At 71.2% G+C, this 17558-nt stretch carries 18 protein-coding genes; 9 read left to right on the top strand and 9 right to left on the bottom strand.

The genetic code is table 11. The features are described from left to right. Positions 1–7 precede the first annotated feature (7 nt). Entirely contained in the window at positions 8–316 is a 309-nt protein-coding gene (locus tag HB370_RS19235; protein ID WP_014673544.1) for a hypothetical protein, read from the bottom strand. Positions 317–696: 380 nt separating this feature from the next. Here HB370_RS19235 and HB370_RS19230 point away from each other — a divergent pair, with 380 nt between their 5' ends. The 3 genes from HB370_RS19230 to HB370_RS19220 all read left to right on the top strand — a co-directional run bounded on the left by HB370_RS19230 (position 697) and on the right by HB370_RS19220 (position 3510). Then, complete coding sequence (locus HB370_RS19230) at positions 697–1467, top strand: trypsin-like peptidase domain-containing protein (RefSeq protein WP_030791870.1); 771 nt, start codon at positions 697–699, stop codon at positions 1465–1467. Positions 1468–1582: 115 nt separating this feature from the next. Beyond that, positions 1583–2584 carry a bifunctional lytic transglycosylase/C40 family peptidase gene (locus HB370_RS19225; RefSeq protein ID WP_030791873.1) on the top strand — a complete coding sequence of 334 codons (1002 nt, stop codon included), beginning with the start codon at positions 1583–1585 and terminating at the stop codon, positions 2582–2584. Between the two features lie 230 nt (positions 2585–2814). Beyond that, positions 2815–3510 (top strand): phosphatase PAP2 family protein, encoded by a 696-nt coding sequence (locus HB370_RS19220; RefSeq protein WP_030791875.1) that lies wholly within the window; start codon positions 2815–2817, stop codon positions 3508–3510. 99 nt (positions 3511–3609) lie between these two features. Here HB370_RS19220 and HB370_RS19215 read toward each other — a convergent pair whose 3' ends face one another. Then, positions 3610–5172, bottom strand: coding sequence for an FAD-binding oxidoreductase (locus HB370_RS19215; RefSeq protein WP_030791879.1), 1563 nt, complete (start codon positions 5170–5172; stop codon positions 3610–3612). Between the two features lie 327 nt (positions 5173–5499). On the opposite strand from HB370_RS19215, the gene pstS reads away from it, so the two are divergent. The 4 genes from pstS to pstB all read left to right on the top strand — a co-directional run bounded on the left by pstS (position 5500) and on the right by pstB (position 9654). After that, positions 5500–6627, top strand: coding sequence for a phosphate ABC transporter substrate-binding protein PstS (pstS, locus tag HB370_RS19210; RefSeq protein ID WP_030791882.1), 1128 nt, complete (start codon positions 5500–5502; stop codon positions 6625–6627). Positions 6628–6746: 119 nt separating this feature from the next. Continuing rightward, on the top strand, positions 6747–7751 hold the full coding sequence (gene pstC / locus HB370_RS19205; protein WP_030791884.1) for a phosphate ABC transporter permease subunit PstC: 1005 nt from the start codon (positions 6747–6749) through the stop codon (positions 7749–7751). After that, positions 7748–8794 (top strand): phosphate ABC transporter permease PstA, encoded by a 1047-nt coding sequence (pstA, locus tag HB370_RS19200; protein ID WP_030791887.1) that lies wholly within the window; start codon positions 7748–7750, stop codon positions 8792–8794. The genes pstC and pstA overlap by 4 nt, the downstream gene beginning before the upstream one ends. An 83-nt stretch (positions 8795–8877) precedes the next feature. Further along, positions 8878–9654 (top strand): phosphate ABC transporter ATP-binding protein PstB, encoded by a 777-nt coding sequence (gene pstB, locus HB370_RS19195; RefSeq protein ID WP_030612576.1) that lies wholly within the window; start codon positions 8878–8880, stop codon positions 9652–9654. A gap of 153 nt (positions 9655–9807) precedes the next feature. On the opposite strand, the gene HB370_RS19190 is transcribed toward pstB, so the two are convergent. Next, positions 9808–10806, bottom strand: coding sequence for an inorganic phosphate transporter (locus tag HB370_RS19190; protein WP_030791890.1), 999 nt, complete (start codon positions 10804–10806; stop codon positions 9808–9810). A gap of 7 nt (positions 10807–10813) precedes the next feature. Then, the gene (locus tag HB370_RS19185) at positions 10814–11434 is read right to left on the bottom strand and encodes a DUF47 family protein (RefSeq protein ID WP_030791894.1); all 621 of its coding nucleotides are present in this window, start codon (positions 11432–11434) and stop codon (positions 10814–10816) included. A 215-nt stretch (positions 11435–11649) separates the two neighbouring features. On the opposite strand from HB370_RS19185, the gene HB370_RS19180 reads away from it, so the two are divergent. Next, positions 11650–11958: a metal-sensitive transcriptional regulator gene (locus HB370_RS19180; RefSeq protein ID WP_030791897.1), complete on the top strand. Its 309-nt coding sequence runs from the start codon at positions 11650–11652 to the stop codon at positions 11956–11958. 24 nt (positions 11959–11982) lie between these two features. Here the strand turns inward: HB370_RS19180 and HB370_RS19175 are convergent, their stop codons facing one another. Further along, positions 11983–12144, bottom strand: coding sequence for a hypothetical protein (locus HB370_RS19175; protein WP_167345769.1), 162 nt, complete (start codon positions 12142–12144; stop codon positions 11983–11985). A gap of 117 nt (positions 12145–12261) precedes the next feature. After that, positions 12262–13122, bottom strand: a complete 861-nt coding sequence (locus HB370_RS19170; protein WP_030791900.1) for a hypothetical protein — start codon at positions 13120–13122, stop codon at positions 12262–12264. A 109-nt stretch (positions 13123–13231) separates the two neighbouring features. Between HB370_RS19170 and HB370_RS19165 the strand changes: the two genes are divergently transcribed. After that, positions 13232–13417 carry a hypothetical protein gene (locus HB370_RS19165; RefSeq protein WP_030791903.1) on the top strand — a complete coding sequence of 62 codons (186 nt, stop codon included), beginning with the start codon at positions 13232–13234 and terminating at the stop codon, positions 13415–13417. Positions 13418–13484: 67 nt separating this feature from the next. Here HB370_RS19165 and HB370_RS19160 read toward each other — a convergent pair whose 3' ends face one another. Genes HB370_RS19160 through HB370_RS19150 form a run of 3 tightly spaced genes read right to left on the bottom strand, consistent with a single transcriptional unit; the run spans position 13485 to position 17298 of the window. Further along, positions 13485–13907: an NUDIX hydrolase gene (locus HB370_RS19160; protein WP_030791906.1), complete on the bottom strand. Its 423-nt coding sequence runs from the start codon at positions 13905–13907 to the stop codon at positions 13485–13487. Positions 13908–13946: 39 nt separating this feature from the next. Continuing rightward, positions 13947–15077 carry a CHAD domain-containing protein gene (locus HB370_RS19155; RefSeq protein WP_030791909.1) on the bottom strand — a complete coding sequence of 377 codons (1131 nt, stop codon included), beginning with the start codon at positions 15075–15077 and terminating at the stop codon, positions 13947–13949. Next, positions 15058–17298, bottom strand: a complete 2241-nt coding sequence (locus tag HB370_RS19150) for an RNA degradosome polyphosphate kinase (protein ID WP_030791912.1) — start codon at positions 17296–17298, stop codon at positions 15058–15060. Before HB370_RS19150 ends, HB370_RS19155 begins: the two co-directional genes overlap by 20 nt. Between the last annotated feature and the right edge of the window lie 260 nt (positions 17299–17558).

Here is a 17558-nt window from a genome sequence, read left to right as displayed (position 1 = left end):
CGTGGGGTTACACCGCCATGCCGTACACGATGGTGAACAGTGTGCCGAGGGAGCCGATGATGAAGACCCCGGTGAGGCCGGCGATGATCAGGCCCTTGCCCTGCTCCGCGCTGAACGTGTCCCGCAGGGCCGTGGCACCGATACGCTGCTTGGCCGCCCCCCATACCGCGATGCCGAGGCACAGCAGGATGGCGACGGCCATGACCACCTCGATCATCACCTTGGCTTCGTTGCCCAGGCTGCCGAAGGGGCCCCAGTCCGGAGCGATCCCGCCGATGATGGTGTTGATGTCTCCCTTGTCGGCCGCAAAGAGCATGTAAGTCACCGCCCCTGGTGGGTAGTTCCGCGAGCCCCTGCGGGCGCAGAGGTCAGGCCTCATTGTCGCCGACAACGTCGCCAACGTATGTCGACTTGGCGTCATTCACTGGCGGGTTTCGTCTAGGTGGCACCTACCGTCACTCTGTGTATCACGGCAGGTCACCCCGGGCAATGAGGTCGGAGCGGAACCTGGTGTGCGGCTCCGTCGTTGACCCCCCTTACGACCTGCGCGGCTTTGACGGCCGGTCGGGTGAGGCGTCGCGTCGATGTTCTCACGGGCGGGGCGGCCGACGGGTGCGCCCGGGGGTGCCGATTCACAGGGAAATCTCAGGCAACTCGGGGTTTCGTTCTCACCTTTGACGGTCAGACTCGGTCCCGATGAAGCGCATCTCACGCCGCTCGGCCACCTCGCGGCCCGCGCTGCTCAGCACGGTGGTGCTGCTCGCGCTGACCTCGGCCTCCGTGGCCGCCGCCGACGACGGGCCGGGGCCGTTCGGGGTCACCGTGGACGCCGCGGCGAACCGGTGGAGCGCCCGGGTGGGCGCGCTGTTCGCCGCGGACGGGGCGGGCCGTCCGGCCGGCGGTCACTTCTGCACCGCGTCGGTGGCGCACGGCCCGCGCGGCGATCTGATCGTCACCGCCGCCCACTGCCTGGACGACCCCGGTCGCGACCTGGTGTTCGTGCCGGGCTACCGGGCCGGGCGGGCGCCGTACGGGGTGTGGAGGGTGACGCGGCGGTTCCTGCCCGACGGGTGGGTCCGGGACCGGGACGAGGACAGCGACCTCGCCTTCGCCACCGTCGCCGGGCGGGACGGCGACCGGGTGGAGGACGTGGTGGGCGCCTACCGGTTCACGCCCGGCGTGGCCACCGGCGCGACCGGGGTGACCGTCACCGGGTACCCGGGCTCCCGCGAGGTCCCCATCACCTGCACCGACAAGCCGGCCCGGCACAGCCGTACCCAACAGCGCGTCGACTGCCCCGACTTCACCGGGGGCACCAGCGGCAGCCCCTGGGTCAACGGGGATCACGAGATCGTCGGGGTCCTCGGCGGTCACGAGGAGGGCGGCAGTACGGCCGGGACCTCGTACAGCGTGGTGCTGGGGCGCGTGGCGGCGGAGCTGTACGAGGAGGCGGCGGGATCTTCCTGACCCGGGCTCGGGGCGGGCCGCCGCAACGACTCATGTGCGCGGGAGTCACCGCGAAATGACGCCACATCATGAGAAAGGGGTCTTGGATCGGCCCCCGATGGGGGAAAGTTGAACCGTGCGGAAGTCATGGGTGATCGGTGGGGCGGCCGGCGCGCTCGGCGTGAGCTTCGTGATGCTGCTGGTCGTCGGTGTGTACATCGTGGCCGGGAACCTGGTCAACGGGGTGACCTCGGGGAGCCGGGGGCTGGCGAAGGGGGCGGTGCCGGCCGCCTACAAGTCGTTGGTGCAGCGGTGGGGCAATCTGTGCCCGGCACTCTCGCCCGCGCTGCTCGCCGCGCAGCTGTACCAGGAGAGCGGGTGGAACCCGACCGTCGTCAGCCCGGCCGACGCGCGCGGTATCGCGCAGTTCATCCCCAGCACCTGGGCGACGCACGGCATCGACGGCGACGGTGACGGCAAGCGGGACATCTGGGACCCGGACGACGCGATTCCGTCGGCGGCCTCGTACGACTGCGAACTGGCCAAGTACGTCAAGGACGTGCCCGGTGACGTCTCCGACAACATGCTCGCCGCATACAACGCGGGCGCCTACCGGGTGATCCGGGCGGGCGGGGTGCCGGCCATCAGCGAGACGCAGAACTACGTGAAGCGGATCCGCAGCCTGGAGAAGAGCTTCGCCGCGCCGGTCAGCCGGCTCGACCCCACCCGGCAGGCCGCCGGTGCCATCGCCTTCGCGCAGAGCCGGCTCGGCACGCCGTACCTGTGGGGCGGCAACGGCACCCCCGAGCAGGGCGGGCGCTTCGACTGCTCGGGGCTGACCAAGGCGTCGTACGAGAAGGTCGGGATCAAGCTGCCCCGTGTGGCCAACGACCAGTACAACGCCGGGCCGCACCCCTCGCGGGACGAACTGCTCCCCGGTGACCTGGTCTTCTTCTCCGACGACCTCACCGACTCGCGGGCCATCCGGCACGTGGGGATCTACGTCGGCGGCGGGTACATGATCGACGCCCCGCGCACCGGCGCCGTGATCCGCTTCGACCCGATCGACACCCCGGACTACTTCGGCGCGACACGGGTAACGGAGGAGGGCGCGCAGGCACTTCCCACGACCGTGTGAACGATGCGTGAAGCTGCCCCCTGAGCTGCGCTGACGAGTCTCTCTTCGATAACGTCTGCGTGATCATTCAGTGGAGAGTGGAACGTATTCATGGTGCCCGTGCGTTCCTGTTGACGTAGCCGAGCGGACGTCAGTGCGGGAATGCAGCGGAAGCGGATCTACGAACCACGGGGGGCTGGAGCGACGCACACCCGGTGCGTCCGGACGAACGACGAAGGGGCCGCAGCACCATGGCTGTACTCGCCGAATCCGGATCGAACCCCGACGTCGACCTGCTCTACGACATCAACGGCCTGGCCAAGGACGCGCCGCACTGGTTCGACCGGGTCATGGAGTTCGTCGGCGAGTACGGGCTGCTGCTCGCCATGGTGCTGCTGGTCCTGTGGTGCTGGTGGGGCGTGCGGCGCCGGGGCGGTGAAGAGGCGGCGCCGTCGGTGGCCGCGCTGGTGTGGGCGCCGCTCGCGGCGGGCCTCGCGGTCCTCGTGAACGTCCCGATACGGGGCTTCGTGGAGCGTCCCCGCCCGTTCCGGGACCATCAGGGCCTGGACGTCCTGGTCTCCGGCAAGGACGACTTCTCCTTCGTCAGCGATCACGCGACGCTCACGATGGCGCTCGGTGTGGGCCTCTTCGTCGCCAACCGCCGCTTCGGCCTCGTCGGCATCGGCCTGGCCCTGCTGGAGGGCTTCTGCCGGGTCTACATGGGCGTGCACTACCCGACGGACGTCGTGGGCGGTTTCGCGCTCGGTACGGCCGTCGTGCTGCTGCTGTCCCCGCTCGCCATGGCGCTGCTCACCCCGCTGGTGCGGGCGGTGGAGCGCTCGCCGCGGGTGGGGTGGCTCGTGCGGCGGCGCACGGCGCCGGACGTCCCGGTGCTGCCCGGCGCGCGCCGCTCGGCGGAGGCCGGGGAGCGGGACCTGGCCGCGTAAGCGGTAAGGCGGAAAAGCGCGGGAAAGCGGGAACGGGCCGGCTCCTCCTCGGCGGGGAGCCGGCCCGTTCCCGTTCCCGTTCCTGAACGCTGACGGGTTCTACAGCCCCTGCGCGTACGAGAAGAACCGCTTGGGGTCGTACTGCTTCTTCACCTTGTCCAGGCGCGCCGCCGCGTCCCCGTAGTACGCCTTCTTCCAGTTCTTCAGCGTGGGGTCGGTGTAGTTCTGGTAGGCCGCGCCGGAGGCGTACGGGGCCATCGCCTTGTGCGCCGACGTCAGCCAGGACTGGGCCGTGGCGCCGGAGGCTCCCGCGCCCCAGGAGGCGATGTACTGGGCCAGCATCCGCGAGCGGCGGTGGACGAACGCGGTGGCGGTCGGGGAGACCCGGTTGACCGCGCCGCCGAGCGCCGTGAAGGCGATGCTGCCGGCGCCGCCGCGCACCGAGGCGATCTGCTTCAGCACGGTCTGGATGCCGGCCGCCGACAGCGAGCGGTCGAAGAAGTCGGAGCGGGCCGCGTACGTCTCCCGGCCGAGCCGGCCCTGCGGGGAGCGGCCCGGGGTGGAGCCCGGCAGATGGCACTGGGCGTCGGTGGCGAAGGAGGAGCAGCCGGCGTAGATCTCCATGGCCTCCTCGTAGCCGCGGCGGCGCAGCGAGACCGAGCGGGCGCTGGCGCCGGCCAGGTGGGCCAGGCGGTCCACGGCGTTCTGCAGCTCGCGGTAGGTGCCGAGGGAGAAGCAGGAGACGGAGACGGTCGGGGTGCGGCCCGGTGAGCAGGCCAGGTGCAGGGAGGACCAGATCTCGTCGGGCTGGGAGGGACCCCACTCCTGCCAGGCCTTGAGCACCTTGGCGGCCTTGGACCAGGGCCAGGTGAGGTAGGCGGTGACGGCCTGCGGCGCGGTGTGGGTGCGGAAGTGCAGCTCGGTGACGACTCCGAAGTTGCCGTTGCCCGCGCCGCGCAGCGCCCAGAACAGGTCGGCGTGGTGGCCGGTGTCGGCGGTGAGCTGGGTGCCGTCGGCGGTGATCAGGGTGGCCTGGGTGAGGCTGTCGCAGGTCAGGCCGTAGGCGCGGGAGGCGACGCCGTGGCCGCCGCCGAGCACCAGGCCGGAGACGCCGACGGTGGGGCAGGAGCCGGCGGGTATGGTCACGCCCTTCGCGGCGAGCGCGCGGTAGACGTCGATGAGTTTGGCGCCGGCGCCGACGACGGCCTGGCCGCCGCTGACCCGGATCCGGTTGAGCCGGGAGACGTCGATGATCAGCCGCTGGTCGCCGGAGGAGTAACCGGCGTAGGAGTGGCCGCCGTTGCGGATGGCGACCTTGACGCCGTGCGCGCGGGCGTACGCCAGGGTGGTGCGGATATCGGCGGTGTGCGCCACGTAGGCGACCGCGGCCGGTTTCAGGCCGTCGAAGCGGGTGTTGTAGAGCTGGTGGGCGGTCTTCCAGGTGGCGTCGCCGGGCCGGACGAGGGTGCCGTCCAGGTCCCGGGCGAGGGCCGTCCAGTTGGCGGCGGCCCTGGCCGATCCGGTGGTGCGCAGGGCGGCGAGGGAGGTCGCGCCGGTGAGGGAGGCGGGGGGCGCGGAGGAGTCCTTGCCCGCTCCGCACGCGGTGAGCGCGGTCGTCGCCAGCGCGGCCGCGCCGCCCGAGATGAACGTACGCCGTTCCATGTCCGTCGCCCTTTCCTCGGCTCCTGTGGAACGAGACGGCGTCGCGCGTCACGGGGTTCCGCCGAACGGGTGAGGAACGGCGCACGGGTGTTCGTGCGACAAATCGTCGGAACCTCTACGTGCTCTCCCCGTGAGCATTCCGTGACCTAACCGGGCCGATGGCAGGGGTTCACTCTGCGTTCATTTCTGGCCATCGGCGGCTTCACCTGTTCTGCCTAATTTCGGCCGTACCCGGTGCGGAGTGCGGCATGGATTGCGCTCGCGCGCACCGCACCCACTTACCTCGCGCGCCGCCGATCGCGGCGGCTCCTGGAAGGACTCCCGAAAGTGAAGCTTCAGCGCAAGAACCGGCTGCGCGCCCTCTCTCTCGGTGCTGTCGCCGTCTCCAGCGCCCTGGCCCTGACGGCGTGCGGCTCCGACGACAACGGCGAAGGCAACGCCAACGGGGGCTCCTCCGCCGCCGCGAACGCGAGCTCCGTCAAGTGCGACGACGCCAAGGGTCAGCTGCTCGCGGACGGCTCCTCGGCGCAGAAGAACGCGATCGACGCCTGGACCAAGGTCTTCTCCCCGGCCTGCAACGTGCAGATCAACTACAAGGGCGCCGGCTCCGGTGCCGGTGTCACCTCCTTCACCCAGGGCCAGATCGCGTTCGCCGGTTCCGACTCCGCGCTGAAGCCCGACGAGGTCGCCGCCTCCAAGAAGGTCTGCGACGGCGGCCAGGGCATCGACCTGCCGATGGTCGGCGGCCCGATCGCCCTCGGCTACAACGTCCCCGGCGTGGACAACCTCGTCCTGGACGCCCCGACCATCGCCAAGATCTTCGACAGCAAGATCAAGAACTGGAACGACGAGGCGATCAAGAAGCTCAACCCCGGCGCGAAGCTGCCCGACCTGAAGATCCAGGCCTTCCACCGCTCCGAGGACTCCGGCACCACGGACAACTTCACCAAGTACCTGCTCGCGACCACGCCCGAGAACTGGAAGTACTCCGGTGGCAAGGCCTGGCAGGCGCAGGGCGGCCAGGCGGCCTCCGGCTCGGCCGGCGTGGCCCAGGGCGTCAAGCAGAACTCCGGCGCGATCGGCTACTTCGAGCTGTCCTTCGCCAAGGGCATCGACACCGTCGCCATCGACACCGGCGCCAAGACCCCGGTGAAGCCGTCCACCGAGTCGGCCACCGCGGACATCGCCGCCGCCAAGGTCATCGGCACCGGCAAGGACCTGGCGCTCCAGCTCGACTACAAGACCAAGGCCGAGGGCGCCTACCCGATCACCCTGGTCACGTACGAGATCGTCTGCGACAAGGGCAACAAGGCCGACACCCTGCCCGCCACCAAGGCGTTCCTGCGCTACATCGCCAGCGAGGACGGCCAGAAGGTGCTGGCGCAGAACGACTACGCCCCCATCCCCGCCGAGATCATCGCCAAGGTCCGCACCACCATCGAGGGCCTGAGCTGACCTGATCCGTGAGTGTGCGGCCCGGCACGCCCGCCCGGGCCGGGCCGCACCGTCCGGTGCACCGCCGCCACGAGCCGCGCCCCCGGCGGGGGCCGCGGCTTAGCAGACCGGAGAACCCGATGGACATATCGACGACGACAGACGTTCCTCCCCCCGCCTCCCCGCCCTCGCTCACCGAACGCAAGCGCGCGGCCCGTGGCGCCACCCGGCCCGGCGACCGCATCTTCCTCGGCCTGTCGCGCGGCTCCGGCATCCTGCTGCTGGTGATCATGGCCGCGATCGCGGTCTTCCTCACCTACCGCGCCTCCCTCGCGATCGGCAGGGACCACGGGAACTTCCTGACCACCTTCGAGTGGAACACCAACCTCACCCCGCCGGTCTTCGGCATCGCGGTCCTGGCCTTCGGCACGATCGTCTCCTCGGTGATCGCCATGGTCATCGCGGTCCCGATCGCCGTCGCGATCGCGCTATTCCTCACCCACTACGCCCCGCGCCGGCTGAGCGGCCCGATCGCCTATGTGATCGACCTGCTCGCCGCCGTGCCGTCCATCGTCTACGGCCTGTGGGGCGCCCTGATCCTCGTACCGCACCTGCGCGGCCTGTACGGCTGGCTGGACACCTACTTCGGCTGGACCGGGATCCTCTCCTGGGAGGAGGGCGCGCCGCGCACCATGCTCGCCGTCGGCATCCTGCTGGCGATCATGATCCTGCCGATCATCACCAACGTCAGCCGTGAGGTGTTCCGGCAGGTCCCGCGGATGCACGAGGAGGCCGCCCTGGCCCTCGGCGCCACCCGCTGGGAGGTCATCCGGATGTCCGTCCTGCCCTTCGGCCGCTCCGGTGTGATCTCCGCGTCCATGCTCGGCCTCGGCCGTGCCCTCGGCGAGACGATGGCCGTGGCCACCGTGCTCTCCCCGGACTACGACATCCACGCCAGCCTGCTGAACCCCGGCGGCGGCACCTTCGCCCAGAACATCGCCAGCAAGTTCGGCGAGGCCAGCGAGCAGGGCCGGGACGCGCTGATCGCCTCCGGCCTGGTCCTCTTCGTCATCACCCTGCTGGTCAACGGCGCGGCCCGCGCGATCATCGCCCGCCGCAAGGAGTACTCGGGGGCCAACGCATGAGCACCGCAGCCGTCACCGACAAGCGCGGCGGGTCGCTGAGCGGCGCCCGCCTGCCCAAGTGGTCCCCCTGGGCGATCGCCGCCGGGTCCGTCGCCGTCGCCGTGGGCATCGGCCTCGGCGCGGGCCTGGACAGCGAGGTCCAGTGGGGGCTGATCGCCGCGATCCTGTTCGTCCTCGGCACCTACGGCATCGCCGCCCGGGTGGAGGGCCGCCGGCAGGCCAAGGACCGGGTCGCCACCTCGCTGGTCTGGGTCGCCTTCCTGCTCGCCGTCGTCCCGCTGGTCTCCCTGGTGTGGACGACCGTCTCGCGCGGCGTGAAGGTGCTCGACGTCTACTTCCTCACCCACTCCATGGGCATCGTCGCCGACACCGAGACCGGCGGCGGCATCTACCACGCCCTCATCGGCAGCCTGGAGCAGGTCGGCCTCGCCACCCTCATGGGCGCCCCGATCGGCGTGCTCACCGCCGTCTACCTGGTGGAGTACGGGCGCGGCCGGCTCGCCCGGTCGGTGACCTTCTTCGTCGACGTCATGACGGGCATCCCGTCGATCGTCGCGGGCCTGTTCATCCTCAGCCTCATGCTCATCCTGGAGCTGGAGCCGTTCGGCTTCGCCGGTTCGCTGGCCCTGGCCATCCTGATGATGCCGGTCGTCGTCCGCTCCACCGAGGAGATGTTCAAGCTCGTCCCGAACGAGCTGCGCGAGGCATCCCTGGCACTCGGCGTGCCCAAGTGGCGGACCATCCTGAAGGTGGTCCTGCCGACCGCCATCGGCGGCATCACCACCGGCGTCATGCTCGCCATCGCCCGGATCGCGGGCGAGACCGCGCCGGTGCTGCTGCTGGTGTTCGGCAACCCCTTCATCAACAACAACCCGTTCGAGGGCGCGCAGGCCTCGCTGCCGCTGTACATCTACCAGCAGTACGCCGCCGGCGGTGACCCGGCGTACGACCGCGCGTGGGCGGCGTCCCTCACGCTGATCGCCTTCGTGATGATCCTCAACCTGGTGGCCCGCGGCATCGCCCGCTGGAAGACCCCGCGCTGACCCGCCGCGGCCACCGCCGCCTGGCCGGCCGCCGACGCGGCCCCACAGCGACCGAGCTTGAATTTCCTGGAAGTGAAGCAGACATGGCCAAGCGAATCGACGTAAGCGGGCTCACCGCCTACTACGGCTCCCACAAGGCGATCGAGGACATCTCGATGACGGTCGAGCCGCGCTCGGTGACGGCGTTCATCGGCCCCTCCGGCTGCGGCAAGTCGACGTTCCTGCGCACCCTGAACCGGATGCACGAGGTGACCCCCGGCGGGCGCGTCGAGGGCAAGGTGCTCCTGGACGCCGAGGACCTGTACGGCGCCGGGGTCGACCCGGTGTCCGTGCGCCGCGAGGTGGGCATGGTCTTCCAGCGCCCGAACCCGTTCCCCACCATGTCGATCTTCGACAACGTGGCGGCGGGCCTCAGGCTGAACGGCAACTACAAGAAGAGCGAGCTGAACGACATCGTCGAGAAGTCGCTCAAGGGCGCGAACCTCTGGAACGAGGTCAAGGACCGGCTGAACAAGCCGGGCTCCGGGCTCTCCGGCGGCCAGCAGCAGCGCCTGTGCATCGCCCGGGCCATCGCGGTCGAGCCGAAGGTGCTGCTCATGGACGAGCCGTGCTCGGCCCTGGACCCGATCTCCACGCTCGCCATCGAGGACCTGATCGGCGAGCTGAAGGACCGGTTCACGATCGTCATCGTGACCCACAACATGCAGCAGGCGGCGCGGGTCTCGGACCGTACGGCGTTCTTCAACCTGGCGGCGGTGGGCCAGCCGGGCCGGCTGGTGGAGATCGACGACACCGAGCGGATCTTCTCCAACCCGTCGGTCCAGGCCACGGAGGACTACATCTCCGGCCGCTTCGGCTGACCGGCCCCCCGCCCCGGCCCGCCGGGACGGAACGGACCCCTCGCGGTGCTGCATGGCGGTGCCACCGCGAGGACGCAGAAGGGCCCGCCCCCAGCTCCCGGGGGCGGGCCCGTCGCGTTCGTCCGGCGGGGTCCTACAGGGGCGGCGGGGGGCCTACAGGGCCACCAGCTTCACGATGCCGAAGGCCAGGGCCGCGACCAAGGCGGCGGCCGGCATGGTGATGAACCAGCCCAGGACGATGTTCTTGGCCACGCCCCAGCGGACCGCGTTGACCCGCTTGGTCGCGCCCACGCCCATGATCGCCGAGGTGATCACATGGGTGGTGGAGATCGGCGCCTTGAAGATGAACGCGGTGGTGAACATGATCGACGCGCCGGTGGCCTCGGCCGCGAACCCCTGCGGCGGGTCCAGCTCGATGATCTTGCGGCCCAGGGTGCGCATGATCCGCCAGCCGCCGGCGTAGGTGCCCAGGGACAGCATCACCGCGCAGACGATCTTCACCCAGACCGGGATCGGGTCGCCGAACGTCTCGTGGCCGGAGATCACCAGGGCCAGCACCACGACACCCATCGTCTTCTGGGCGTCCTGGAGACCGTGGCCGAGCGCCATGCCGGCGGCCGAGACGGTCTGGGCGATGCGGAAGCCCCGCTTGGCCTTGTGCGGGTTGGACCGCCGGAACAGCCACATGATCAGCGTCATGACCAGGTAGCCGACGATCAGGCCGACGAAGGGGGAGACGAACATCGGGATGACGATCTTCTCCACCACCCCGCCCCAGAGCACGTCCGTGCCGCCCGCCAGCGCCGCTCCCACCATGCCGCCGAACAGGGCGTGGGAGGAGGACGAGGGCAGGCCGAAGTACCAGGTGACCAGGTTCCAGACGATCGCGCCGACCAGGGCCGAGAAGAGGATGCCCATCCCCGTCGAGCCCTGGGGGGTCTCGATCAGGCCCTCGCTGACCGTCTTGGCGACGCCGGAGCCAAGGAAGGCACCGGCCAGGTTCATCACGGCCGCCATGGCGAGCGCCGCCCGCGGGGTCAGCGCCCGCGTCGACACCGAGGTGGCGATGGCGTTCGCGGAGTCGTGGAAGCCGTTCGTGTACGTGAAGAAGAGCGCGACGCCTACGGTCGCGATCAGGGCGAAGGTGTCCATCGACGCCTCAGGACTCCTTGACGGCGATGGTCTCCACCGTGTTCGCCACGTGCTCGAACGCGTCCGCCGCCTCTTCCAGGACGTCCACGATCTGCTTGAGCTTCAGCACCTCGATGGCGTCGTACTTGCCGTTGAAGAGGTGGGCGAGCAGCTTGCGGTGGATCTGGTCGGCCTGGTTCTCCAGCCGGTTGACCTCGATCCAGTACTCGGTGAGGTTGTCCATGGTGCGCAGGTTCGGCATGGCCTCGGCCGTCAGCTCCGCCGCGCGGGCCAGGACCTCGATCTGCTGCTCGACGCCCTTGGGCAGTTCCTCGACGTTGTAGAGGACGACCAGGTCGACGGCTTCCTCCATGAAGTCCATGATGTCGTCCAGGGAACCGGCGAGGGCGTAGATGTCCTCCCGGTCGAACGGCGTGATGAACGAGGAGTTCAGCTGGTGGAAGATCGCGTGCGTGGCGTCGTCACCTGCGTGTTCCGCGGCCCGCATACGCTCTGCGATCTCGGCCCGGGCGGAGGGGTCCGCCCCGAGCAGTTCCATCAGGAGTTTCGAGCCCGTGACGATGTTGTCCGCGGACGCGGCGAACATGTCGTAGAAGCTCGTCTCCCTGGGGGTCAGACGAAAGCGCACGTGGGGTCCTCGGGGTGCTTCGGTTTCGGTCAGGCTGATGCTAGGCGCATCATCCGGCCACGGCTAACGGGCCGCATCCCAGTGTCGCCCATCGGGCGCGGTGATGAGCACAGGGGCGTACGAAGGCCCCCTTACCCCGCAAAGTTCGTTACCATATACCCAGTAGGGGTATCTATCCCTTTTGTCCGCAGCTCGTCCCGAGACGGAGGCCCGCGATGACGACGACGACCGAGGCCGGCGCCACGCACGGCTACCACAAGCAGAAGGACGAGCACCTCAAGCGGCTGCGCCGCATCGAGGGGCAGATCCGCGGTCTGCAGCGGATGGTGGACGAGGACACCTACTGTATCGACATACTGACGCAGGTCTCCGCCTCCACCAAGGCGCTGCAGTCCTTCGCGCTCCAGCTGCTGGAGGAGCACCTGCGGCACTGCGTGGCGGACGCGGCCCTCAAGGGCGGCGACGAGATCGACGCGAAGGTGGACGAGGCGACGAAGGCGATCGCCCGCCTGCTGCGCACCTGAGGGGCGGGGCGGTACGGGCCGGGCTCAGGCCGGATCGCGTTCCTCGGCGACGCGCAGCACCGCGTCGATGCTCTCCAGGCTGAGCCGGTCCTCGGCGGCCGAGGCCGCGATGATCAGCTCTCCGCAGAGTTCGATCTCGGCGAGGGCCACGTGGTCCTGAACCGCCGTGCCGCCGACCGGAGCCACCCGCCTCACCTCTTCCCTGCCGTCACCGCCTCCTAGGGTAGGCAGTGGCCCGCATCCCGCGCATGGCACGGACGGGCTACTTACAAAGGGACGTCTGGTACTAGTGACTGGCCGGAATCAGCCGCTCTCGCCGGGCTCGTCCCCGGCGATCCGTCCCGTGTAGATGTCCGCCGGGGCCGGCAGCCGGATGTCCGCCGCCGTGCCGAAGCCGTACAGCAGCAGGGTGGAGGCGACCGCGACGGTGGCCCTGGCGTGGCCGTTGGAGAAGCTGAAGCGCTGCCGGAGCTTGCGGATGCGGCCCTGGTCGTCCAGGTAGGCGTCGAACGGCACCCGGGCCGTGGCGAACCCTTTCGCCGCCGCGGCCAGCGCCGCCCGGTTCCCGGCCGAGGCGTACCGGGCCGCGTGGCCGAGATCGGCGGTGCCCCGGTAGTGGCGTACGGCCGTCCCGGCCACCTCGGTGCGGCCCACGAAGGTCGCCTCGCGGATCCCGCGCAGCAGCTCCGCCGCCACGTACGGGTCGGTGGCGCCGCCGGTGACCAGATTGCCGTCCGACAGCGTCGCGGTCTCCACCCGCACCCACTTGTCGGCGGGCACGCCCGCGCCCCGGTTCTTCATGTACAGCGCGCCCGGGGTGAGGAGTTCGGTGATGGGCCGGTGTCCGGCGGCGCCGGTGGGGTCCGCGGGGAGCATCACGGTGAGCCGGCCCAGGCGGCGGCGGTAGTCGTAGACGCCCCGGCCCCGGATGGTGACGCGGGTGCCGCCGGTGGCCATCTCCATGGAGGTGGCGGCCTTGGAGCTGCCCGCGTCGCGCAGTGCCCGGGCGGCCCGGTGCAGTGCGCCCAGGGGGTCGTCCGCGCCCTTGACGTCCTCGGCGGCGGCCCCGCTGCCGGAACAGCCGCAGGCGCCCGCCGCGAGGCCGAGGAGGATGACCGTCGCGGCGACCGTCCTGCCCGCGCGCCTGTGCTGCCGCCGATCCATCGCCTGCCTACCCCCAAGCCGGAGTGTCCGTCACGGGCCCCCTGTCGTCCGGATAACGACGGCTGGCAAGCGTCGTCACGCCGGTCGCGCGCTCGGTACGGTGGCCGGTGTGGCACTCACCTCGGGGCAGCAGGACGGGCCGGAGCACGCCCGGTCCGGGCAGGAACACCGCACCACGACGACCGAACAGGGCCGCTTCTGCGTGGCCCGCTGCACCTGCGGCTGGCGCGGCCCCGCCCGCCGCGCCCGCAGCCAGGCCCGCACGGACGCGGAGACCCACACGGCGGACGGCTGACCGCCCGGGATGACCTCGGCCGCTCCGTCCGCCCCGGTCCCCGTGGTCCCGCCGGGAGGGCCCGGTCTCAGTCCCGTCGTTCGCCGTGGTCCGCCGGGGCGAGCGCGTCCAGCAGGTCCCGGTCGCGGGGCTGGGTCAGGCGGGTGCGGGCCGCGGCCGGGGTGAGCCACAGGATGCGGTCCACCTCGCTGTTCGGTGTGAAGTGGCCGGAAACCGCCTCGGCGGCCCAGTAGCGCACCCGTTTGAAGCGGCCGTCGGCCGCATAGCAGACGGCCGGCAGTTCCGCGCCGGGCTCGGCGGTGTACCCGGTCTCCTCCGCGACCTCGCGCAGCGCCCCGGCGAGCGGGTCCTCGCCCCGCTTCAGCTTGCCCTTGGGGTGCGACCAGTCGTCGTACTTGGGCCGGTGGACCAGGCAGACCTCCAGGGCGCCCGTGAGCGGCGAGCGGCGCCACAGGACGCAGCCGGCCGCCTGGATCACGCTGTCGGGCACGCCGTACTCCTTCCGGTTCAGGGCGCGGCTCCTTCCGGCTCAGGGCGCGGTGACGGTCTGCTTCTGCCAGGCCTGCTGGAACGCGAACCGGGCCGCCTCCACCTCGTGCCGCTGATCGGCGTGGAGCACCCCGAGGGCGTAGGCGGTGGCCGGGGTGATCCGGGGCGTACGGGCCGCCTGGGCCGCCGCCGCTGCCGCCTCCGAGGCGTCCCGGTGCCGGTTCAGCGCCTGCCCGGCCGTCAGCAGCCGTACGTCCAGCGGGGCGTCGCCGCCGTGCAGCACCTCGCGGGCGTACCGGTACAGCCGCAGCAGCAGCCGCACCTGGTGCCAGGGGCCGTCCTGGGGGTGCGGGGACGGCTCCGGGGACAGGCCGTGGACCAGCGCCTCCGCGTTGTAGGGGTGGCCGGCGGTGACCAGGGGCAGCGCGGTCACGGCGTCCGTGAGGCGCTCCTCCGCGGCGGCGGCCAGCGGCCCCAGCTCGGTGCCGGGCGCGGCCGGGGTGAGGGGGACCTCGCTGGCCAGCACGGCGACCTTGTCGGCCACCGCGTGGAAGCGGGAGGAGCCGAGGGCCTGGAGCGCCGTGGAGTGGGCCCTGGTCCGGGCCAGGGTCAGCTGTCGTTCCAGCAGGGCACCGGCCTTGGCCGCGCCGACGGTGAGGGTGCCGCGTTCCGCCGGCGCCGTGGCGTACGCCGGTCCGCCGGGGTTCGCCGTCTTCCCGGGCAGGACCCGGCCGCCGACCGCCATCGCGTCGACCGTCTGCACCGGCAGCGCGGTCACCCCGGACAGCCGGTGCAGCGCCAGCAACAGCCGCTCCAGGCGGGCCTGGTAGGCGTGCTCCAGGCCCAGCGTGCCGGACAGCCAGGCCAGTTCGGGGCGGATCTCCTCGGACCAGCCGGGGTCGAGGAGCGGGCGGAAGGTGTGCAGGCTGCCGCTGATGCGGCGGGCCGAGCGGCGCAGGGCGCGCGCCGCGTCGACGGACTCCGGCGTGCCGTCGCCCGCCCCGCCCGTACCCGCGCGCGGGGAAGCGCTCCCGCCGTTGCCGCCGGTCTCCCGGTGCAGGCGCAGGGCGCGGAGGAACTCCGTGGCCTGGGCGCGCAGGTAGTCCGCGAGGGCGTCCCCCGCCACCGCCTCGGCCGTGGGGTCCGTCTGGTCAAGGTGTTGCTGTGCCACGCCGGCGCCTCCGGGCGTCTATGAGCATCTCCTGGACGTTGCGCAGGGGCCCGCCGTCCCCGTCGGTCGCGTGCCGCGTCCACTCGCCGTCCGGGCCGAGGTGCCAGGAGGCGGTGGTGTCGGACATGCCGGTGTCCAGCAGCCGGTTGAGGGCTGCGCGGTGGCCGGGGTCGACGACCCGGACCAGGGCCTCTATCCGGCGGTCGAGATTGCGGTGCATCATGTCGGCGCTGCCGATCCACACCTCGGGTTCGCCGCCGTTGCCGAAGGCGAACACCCGGGAGTGTTCCAGGAAGCGGCCGAGGATGGAGCGGACCCGGATGTTCTCCGACAGGCCGGTCACACCGGGGCGTATCGCGCAGATGCCGCGTACCCATACGTCCACCGGCACGCCCGCCTGGGACGCGCGGTAGAGGGCGTCGATGACCGCCTCGTCCACGATCGAGTTGACCTTGATCCGGATGAAGGCCGGCCGGCCCGCGCGGTGGTGCTGGATCTCCTTGTGGATGCGCGAGACCAGGCCGTCGCGCAGCGACTTGGGTGCCACCAGCAGCCGGCGGTAGGTCTCCCTGCGGGAGTAGCCGGACAGCCGGTTGAACAGGTCGGAGAGGTCCGCGCCGACCTGGGGGTCCGCGGTGAGCAGGCCGAGGTCCTCGTAGAGGCGGGCCGTCTTCGGGTGGTAGTTGCCGGTGCCGACGTGGCTGTAGCGGCGCAGGACCTCGCCCTCCTGGCGGACCACCAGGGACAGCTTGCAGTGGGTCTTCAGCCCGACCAGGCCGTAGACGACGTGGCAGCCGGCCTCCTCCAGCTTGCGCGCCCACTTGATGTTGGCGTGCTCGTCGAAGCGGGCCTTGATCTCGACCAGGACGAGGACCTGCTTGCCGGACTCGGCGGCGTCGATGAGCGCGTCGACTATGGGCGAGTCGCCGGAGGTCCGGTACAGGGTCTGCTTGATCGCGAGGACGTCCGGGTCGGCGGCGGCCTGCTCCAGGAAGGCCTGCACGGAGGTGGAGAAGCTGTCGTAGGGGTGGTGCAGGAGCACGTCCCGGGCGCGCAGGGCGGCGAAGATGTCGGGCGGGGACGCGGACTCCACCTCGGCGAGGTCGCGGTGGGTGCCGGCGATGAACTTCCGGTACTTCAGCTCCGGCCGGTCCAGCGAGTGGATGCGGAACAGGCCGGTGAGGTCCAGCGGGCCGGGCAGCGGGTACACCTCGGCCTCGGAGATCTTCAGCTCGCGCACCAGCAGGTCCAGCACCTCGCGGTCGATGGACTCCTCGACCTCCAGGCGCACCGGCGGGCCGAAGCGGCGCCGCATGAGTTCCTTCTCCAGGGCCTGGAGAAGGTTCTCGGTGTCGTCCTCCTCGACCTCCAGGTCCTCGTTGCGGGTGATCCGGAAGGCGTGGTGCTCCAGGATCTCCATGCCCGGGAACAGCTCTTCCAGGTGGTTGGGGGCGGCGATGACGTCCTCGATGGGGACGTAGCGGCCCGGGGAGGCCTCCAGGAAGCGGGACAGCAGCGGCGGCACCTTCACCCGGGCGAAGTGCTTGTGGCCGCTGACCGGGTTGCGCACGACGACGGCCAGGTTCAGCGAGAGGCCGGAGATGTACGGGAAGGGGTGCGCGGGGTCGACGGCCAGCGGGGTGAGGACGGGGAAGATCTGGTTCCGGAACAGCGTGAAGAGGCGGGCCTGCTCCTTCTCCGTCAGCTCCTGCCAGCGGACCAGGTGGATGCCCTCCTCGGCGAGCGCGGGGGCGACGTCCTCGTGGTAGCAGGCGGCGTGCCGGGCCATCAGCTCGCGGGAGCGGGCCCAGATCATCTCCAGCACCTCGCGCGGCTGGAGCCCGGAGGCGGACTTGGTCGCGACCCCGGTGGCGATGCGGCGCTTCAGGCCGGCCACCCGGACCATGAAGAACTCGTCCAGGTTGCTGGCGAAGATGGCGAGGAAGTTCGCGCGCTCCAGCAGCGGGGTGTCCGGGTCCTCGGCCAGCTCCAGGACCCGCTCGTTGAAGGCCAGCCAGCTGCGCTCGCGGTCGAGGAAACGGCCCTGGGGCAGGGGGGCGCCGACGGCCTGGGCCTCCTCGTACGCGTCGAGGTCCGCGTCGAGGTCGGGCGCCAGACCGGAGACGGTGGTGGACACGGCGCGCTGCCGGTGCGCGGCGAGGGAGCCCACGGGGGGCTGCGGCGTGTGCGGGGCCTCGGCCTGGGTCTCGTGCTGCCTCATGAACCCATTCTTCCCCGTCGCGGGTGACACGGGCGCGTCGGAACGCGCGGGCGGAAGCCGCACGGTTCCGCTGCCCGTGGCGGGCCCCTCGGGGGGCGGCGAAGGCTCTGGCACGACGGGTGTCATTGGCCGAGCGTCGCAAGCCAGGCTGAATCAATGGTTACGGCGACATGACGTGTGGGATAGCGGGGGGCGGCTCGAAGGGGGGCGGGCCGAGGCCGGACGGCGGCTCTCGGGGGCGGTGGACCGGCCCCGGCCCG

Origin of the sequence: Streptomyces sp. DSM 40868, assembly GCF_011820545.1 — a bacterium.
Taxonomy (GTDB): domain Bacteria; phylum Actinomycetota; class Actinomycetes; order Streptomycetales; family Streptomycetaceae; genus Streptomyces; species Streptomyces eurythermus.
The sequence above is the reverse complement of the archived record's forward strand: the minus strand, read 5'-3'. Positions and strand labels throughout refer to the sequence as shown.

Bases quoted from the DNA above. Each gene is read 5' to 3' on its own strand.
- HB370_RS19150 (WP_030791912.1), bottom strand. From the start codon at position 17,298: ATGAGGCAGCACGAGACCCAGGCCGAGGCCCCGCACACGCCGCAGCCC.
- HB370_RS19215 (WP_030791879.1), bottom strand. From the start codon at position 5,172: ATGGAACGGCGTACGTTCATCTCGGGCGGCGCGGCCGCGCTGGCGACG.
- HB370_RS19170 (WP_030791900.1), bottom strand. From the start codon at position 13,122: ATGGATCGGCGGCAGCACAGGCGCGCGGGCAGGACGGTCGCCGCGACG.
- pstC (WP_030791884.1), top strand. From the start codon at position 6,747: ATGGACATATCGACGACGACAGACGTTCCTCCCCCCGCCTCCCCGCCC.
- HB370_RS19190 (WP_030791890.1), bottom strand. From the start codon at position 10,806: ATGGACACCTTCGCCCTGATCGCGACCGTAGGCGTCGCGCTCTTCTTC.
- pstA (WP_030791887.1), top strand. From the start codon at position 7,748: ATGAGCACCGCAGCCGTCACCGACAAGCGCGGCGGGTCGCTGAGCGGC.
- pstB (WP_030612576.1), top strand. From the start codon at position 8,878: ATGGCCAAGCGAATCGACGTAAGCGGGCTCACCGCCTACTACGGCTCC.
- HB370_RS19220 (WP_030791875.1), top strand. From the start codon at position 2,815: ATGGCTGTACTCGCCGAATCCGGATCGAACCCCGACGTCGACCTGCTC.
- HB370_RS19180 (WP_030791897.1), top strand. From the start codon at position 11,650: ATGACGACGACGACCGAGGCCGGCGCCACGCACGGCTACCACAAGCAG.
- HB370_RS19230 (WP_030791870.1), top strand. From the start codon at position 697: ATGAAGCGCATCTCACGCCGCTCGGCCACCTCGCGGCCCGCGCTGCTC.
- HB370_RS19235 (WP_014673544.1), bottom strand. From the start codon at position 316: ATGCTCTTTGCGGCCGACAAGGGAGACATCAACACCATCATCGGCGGG.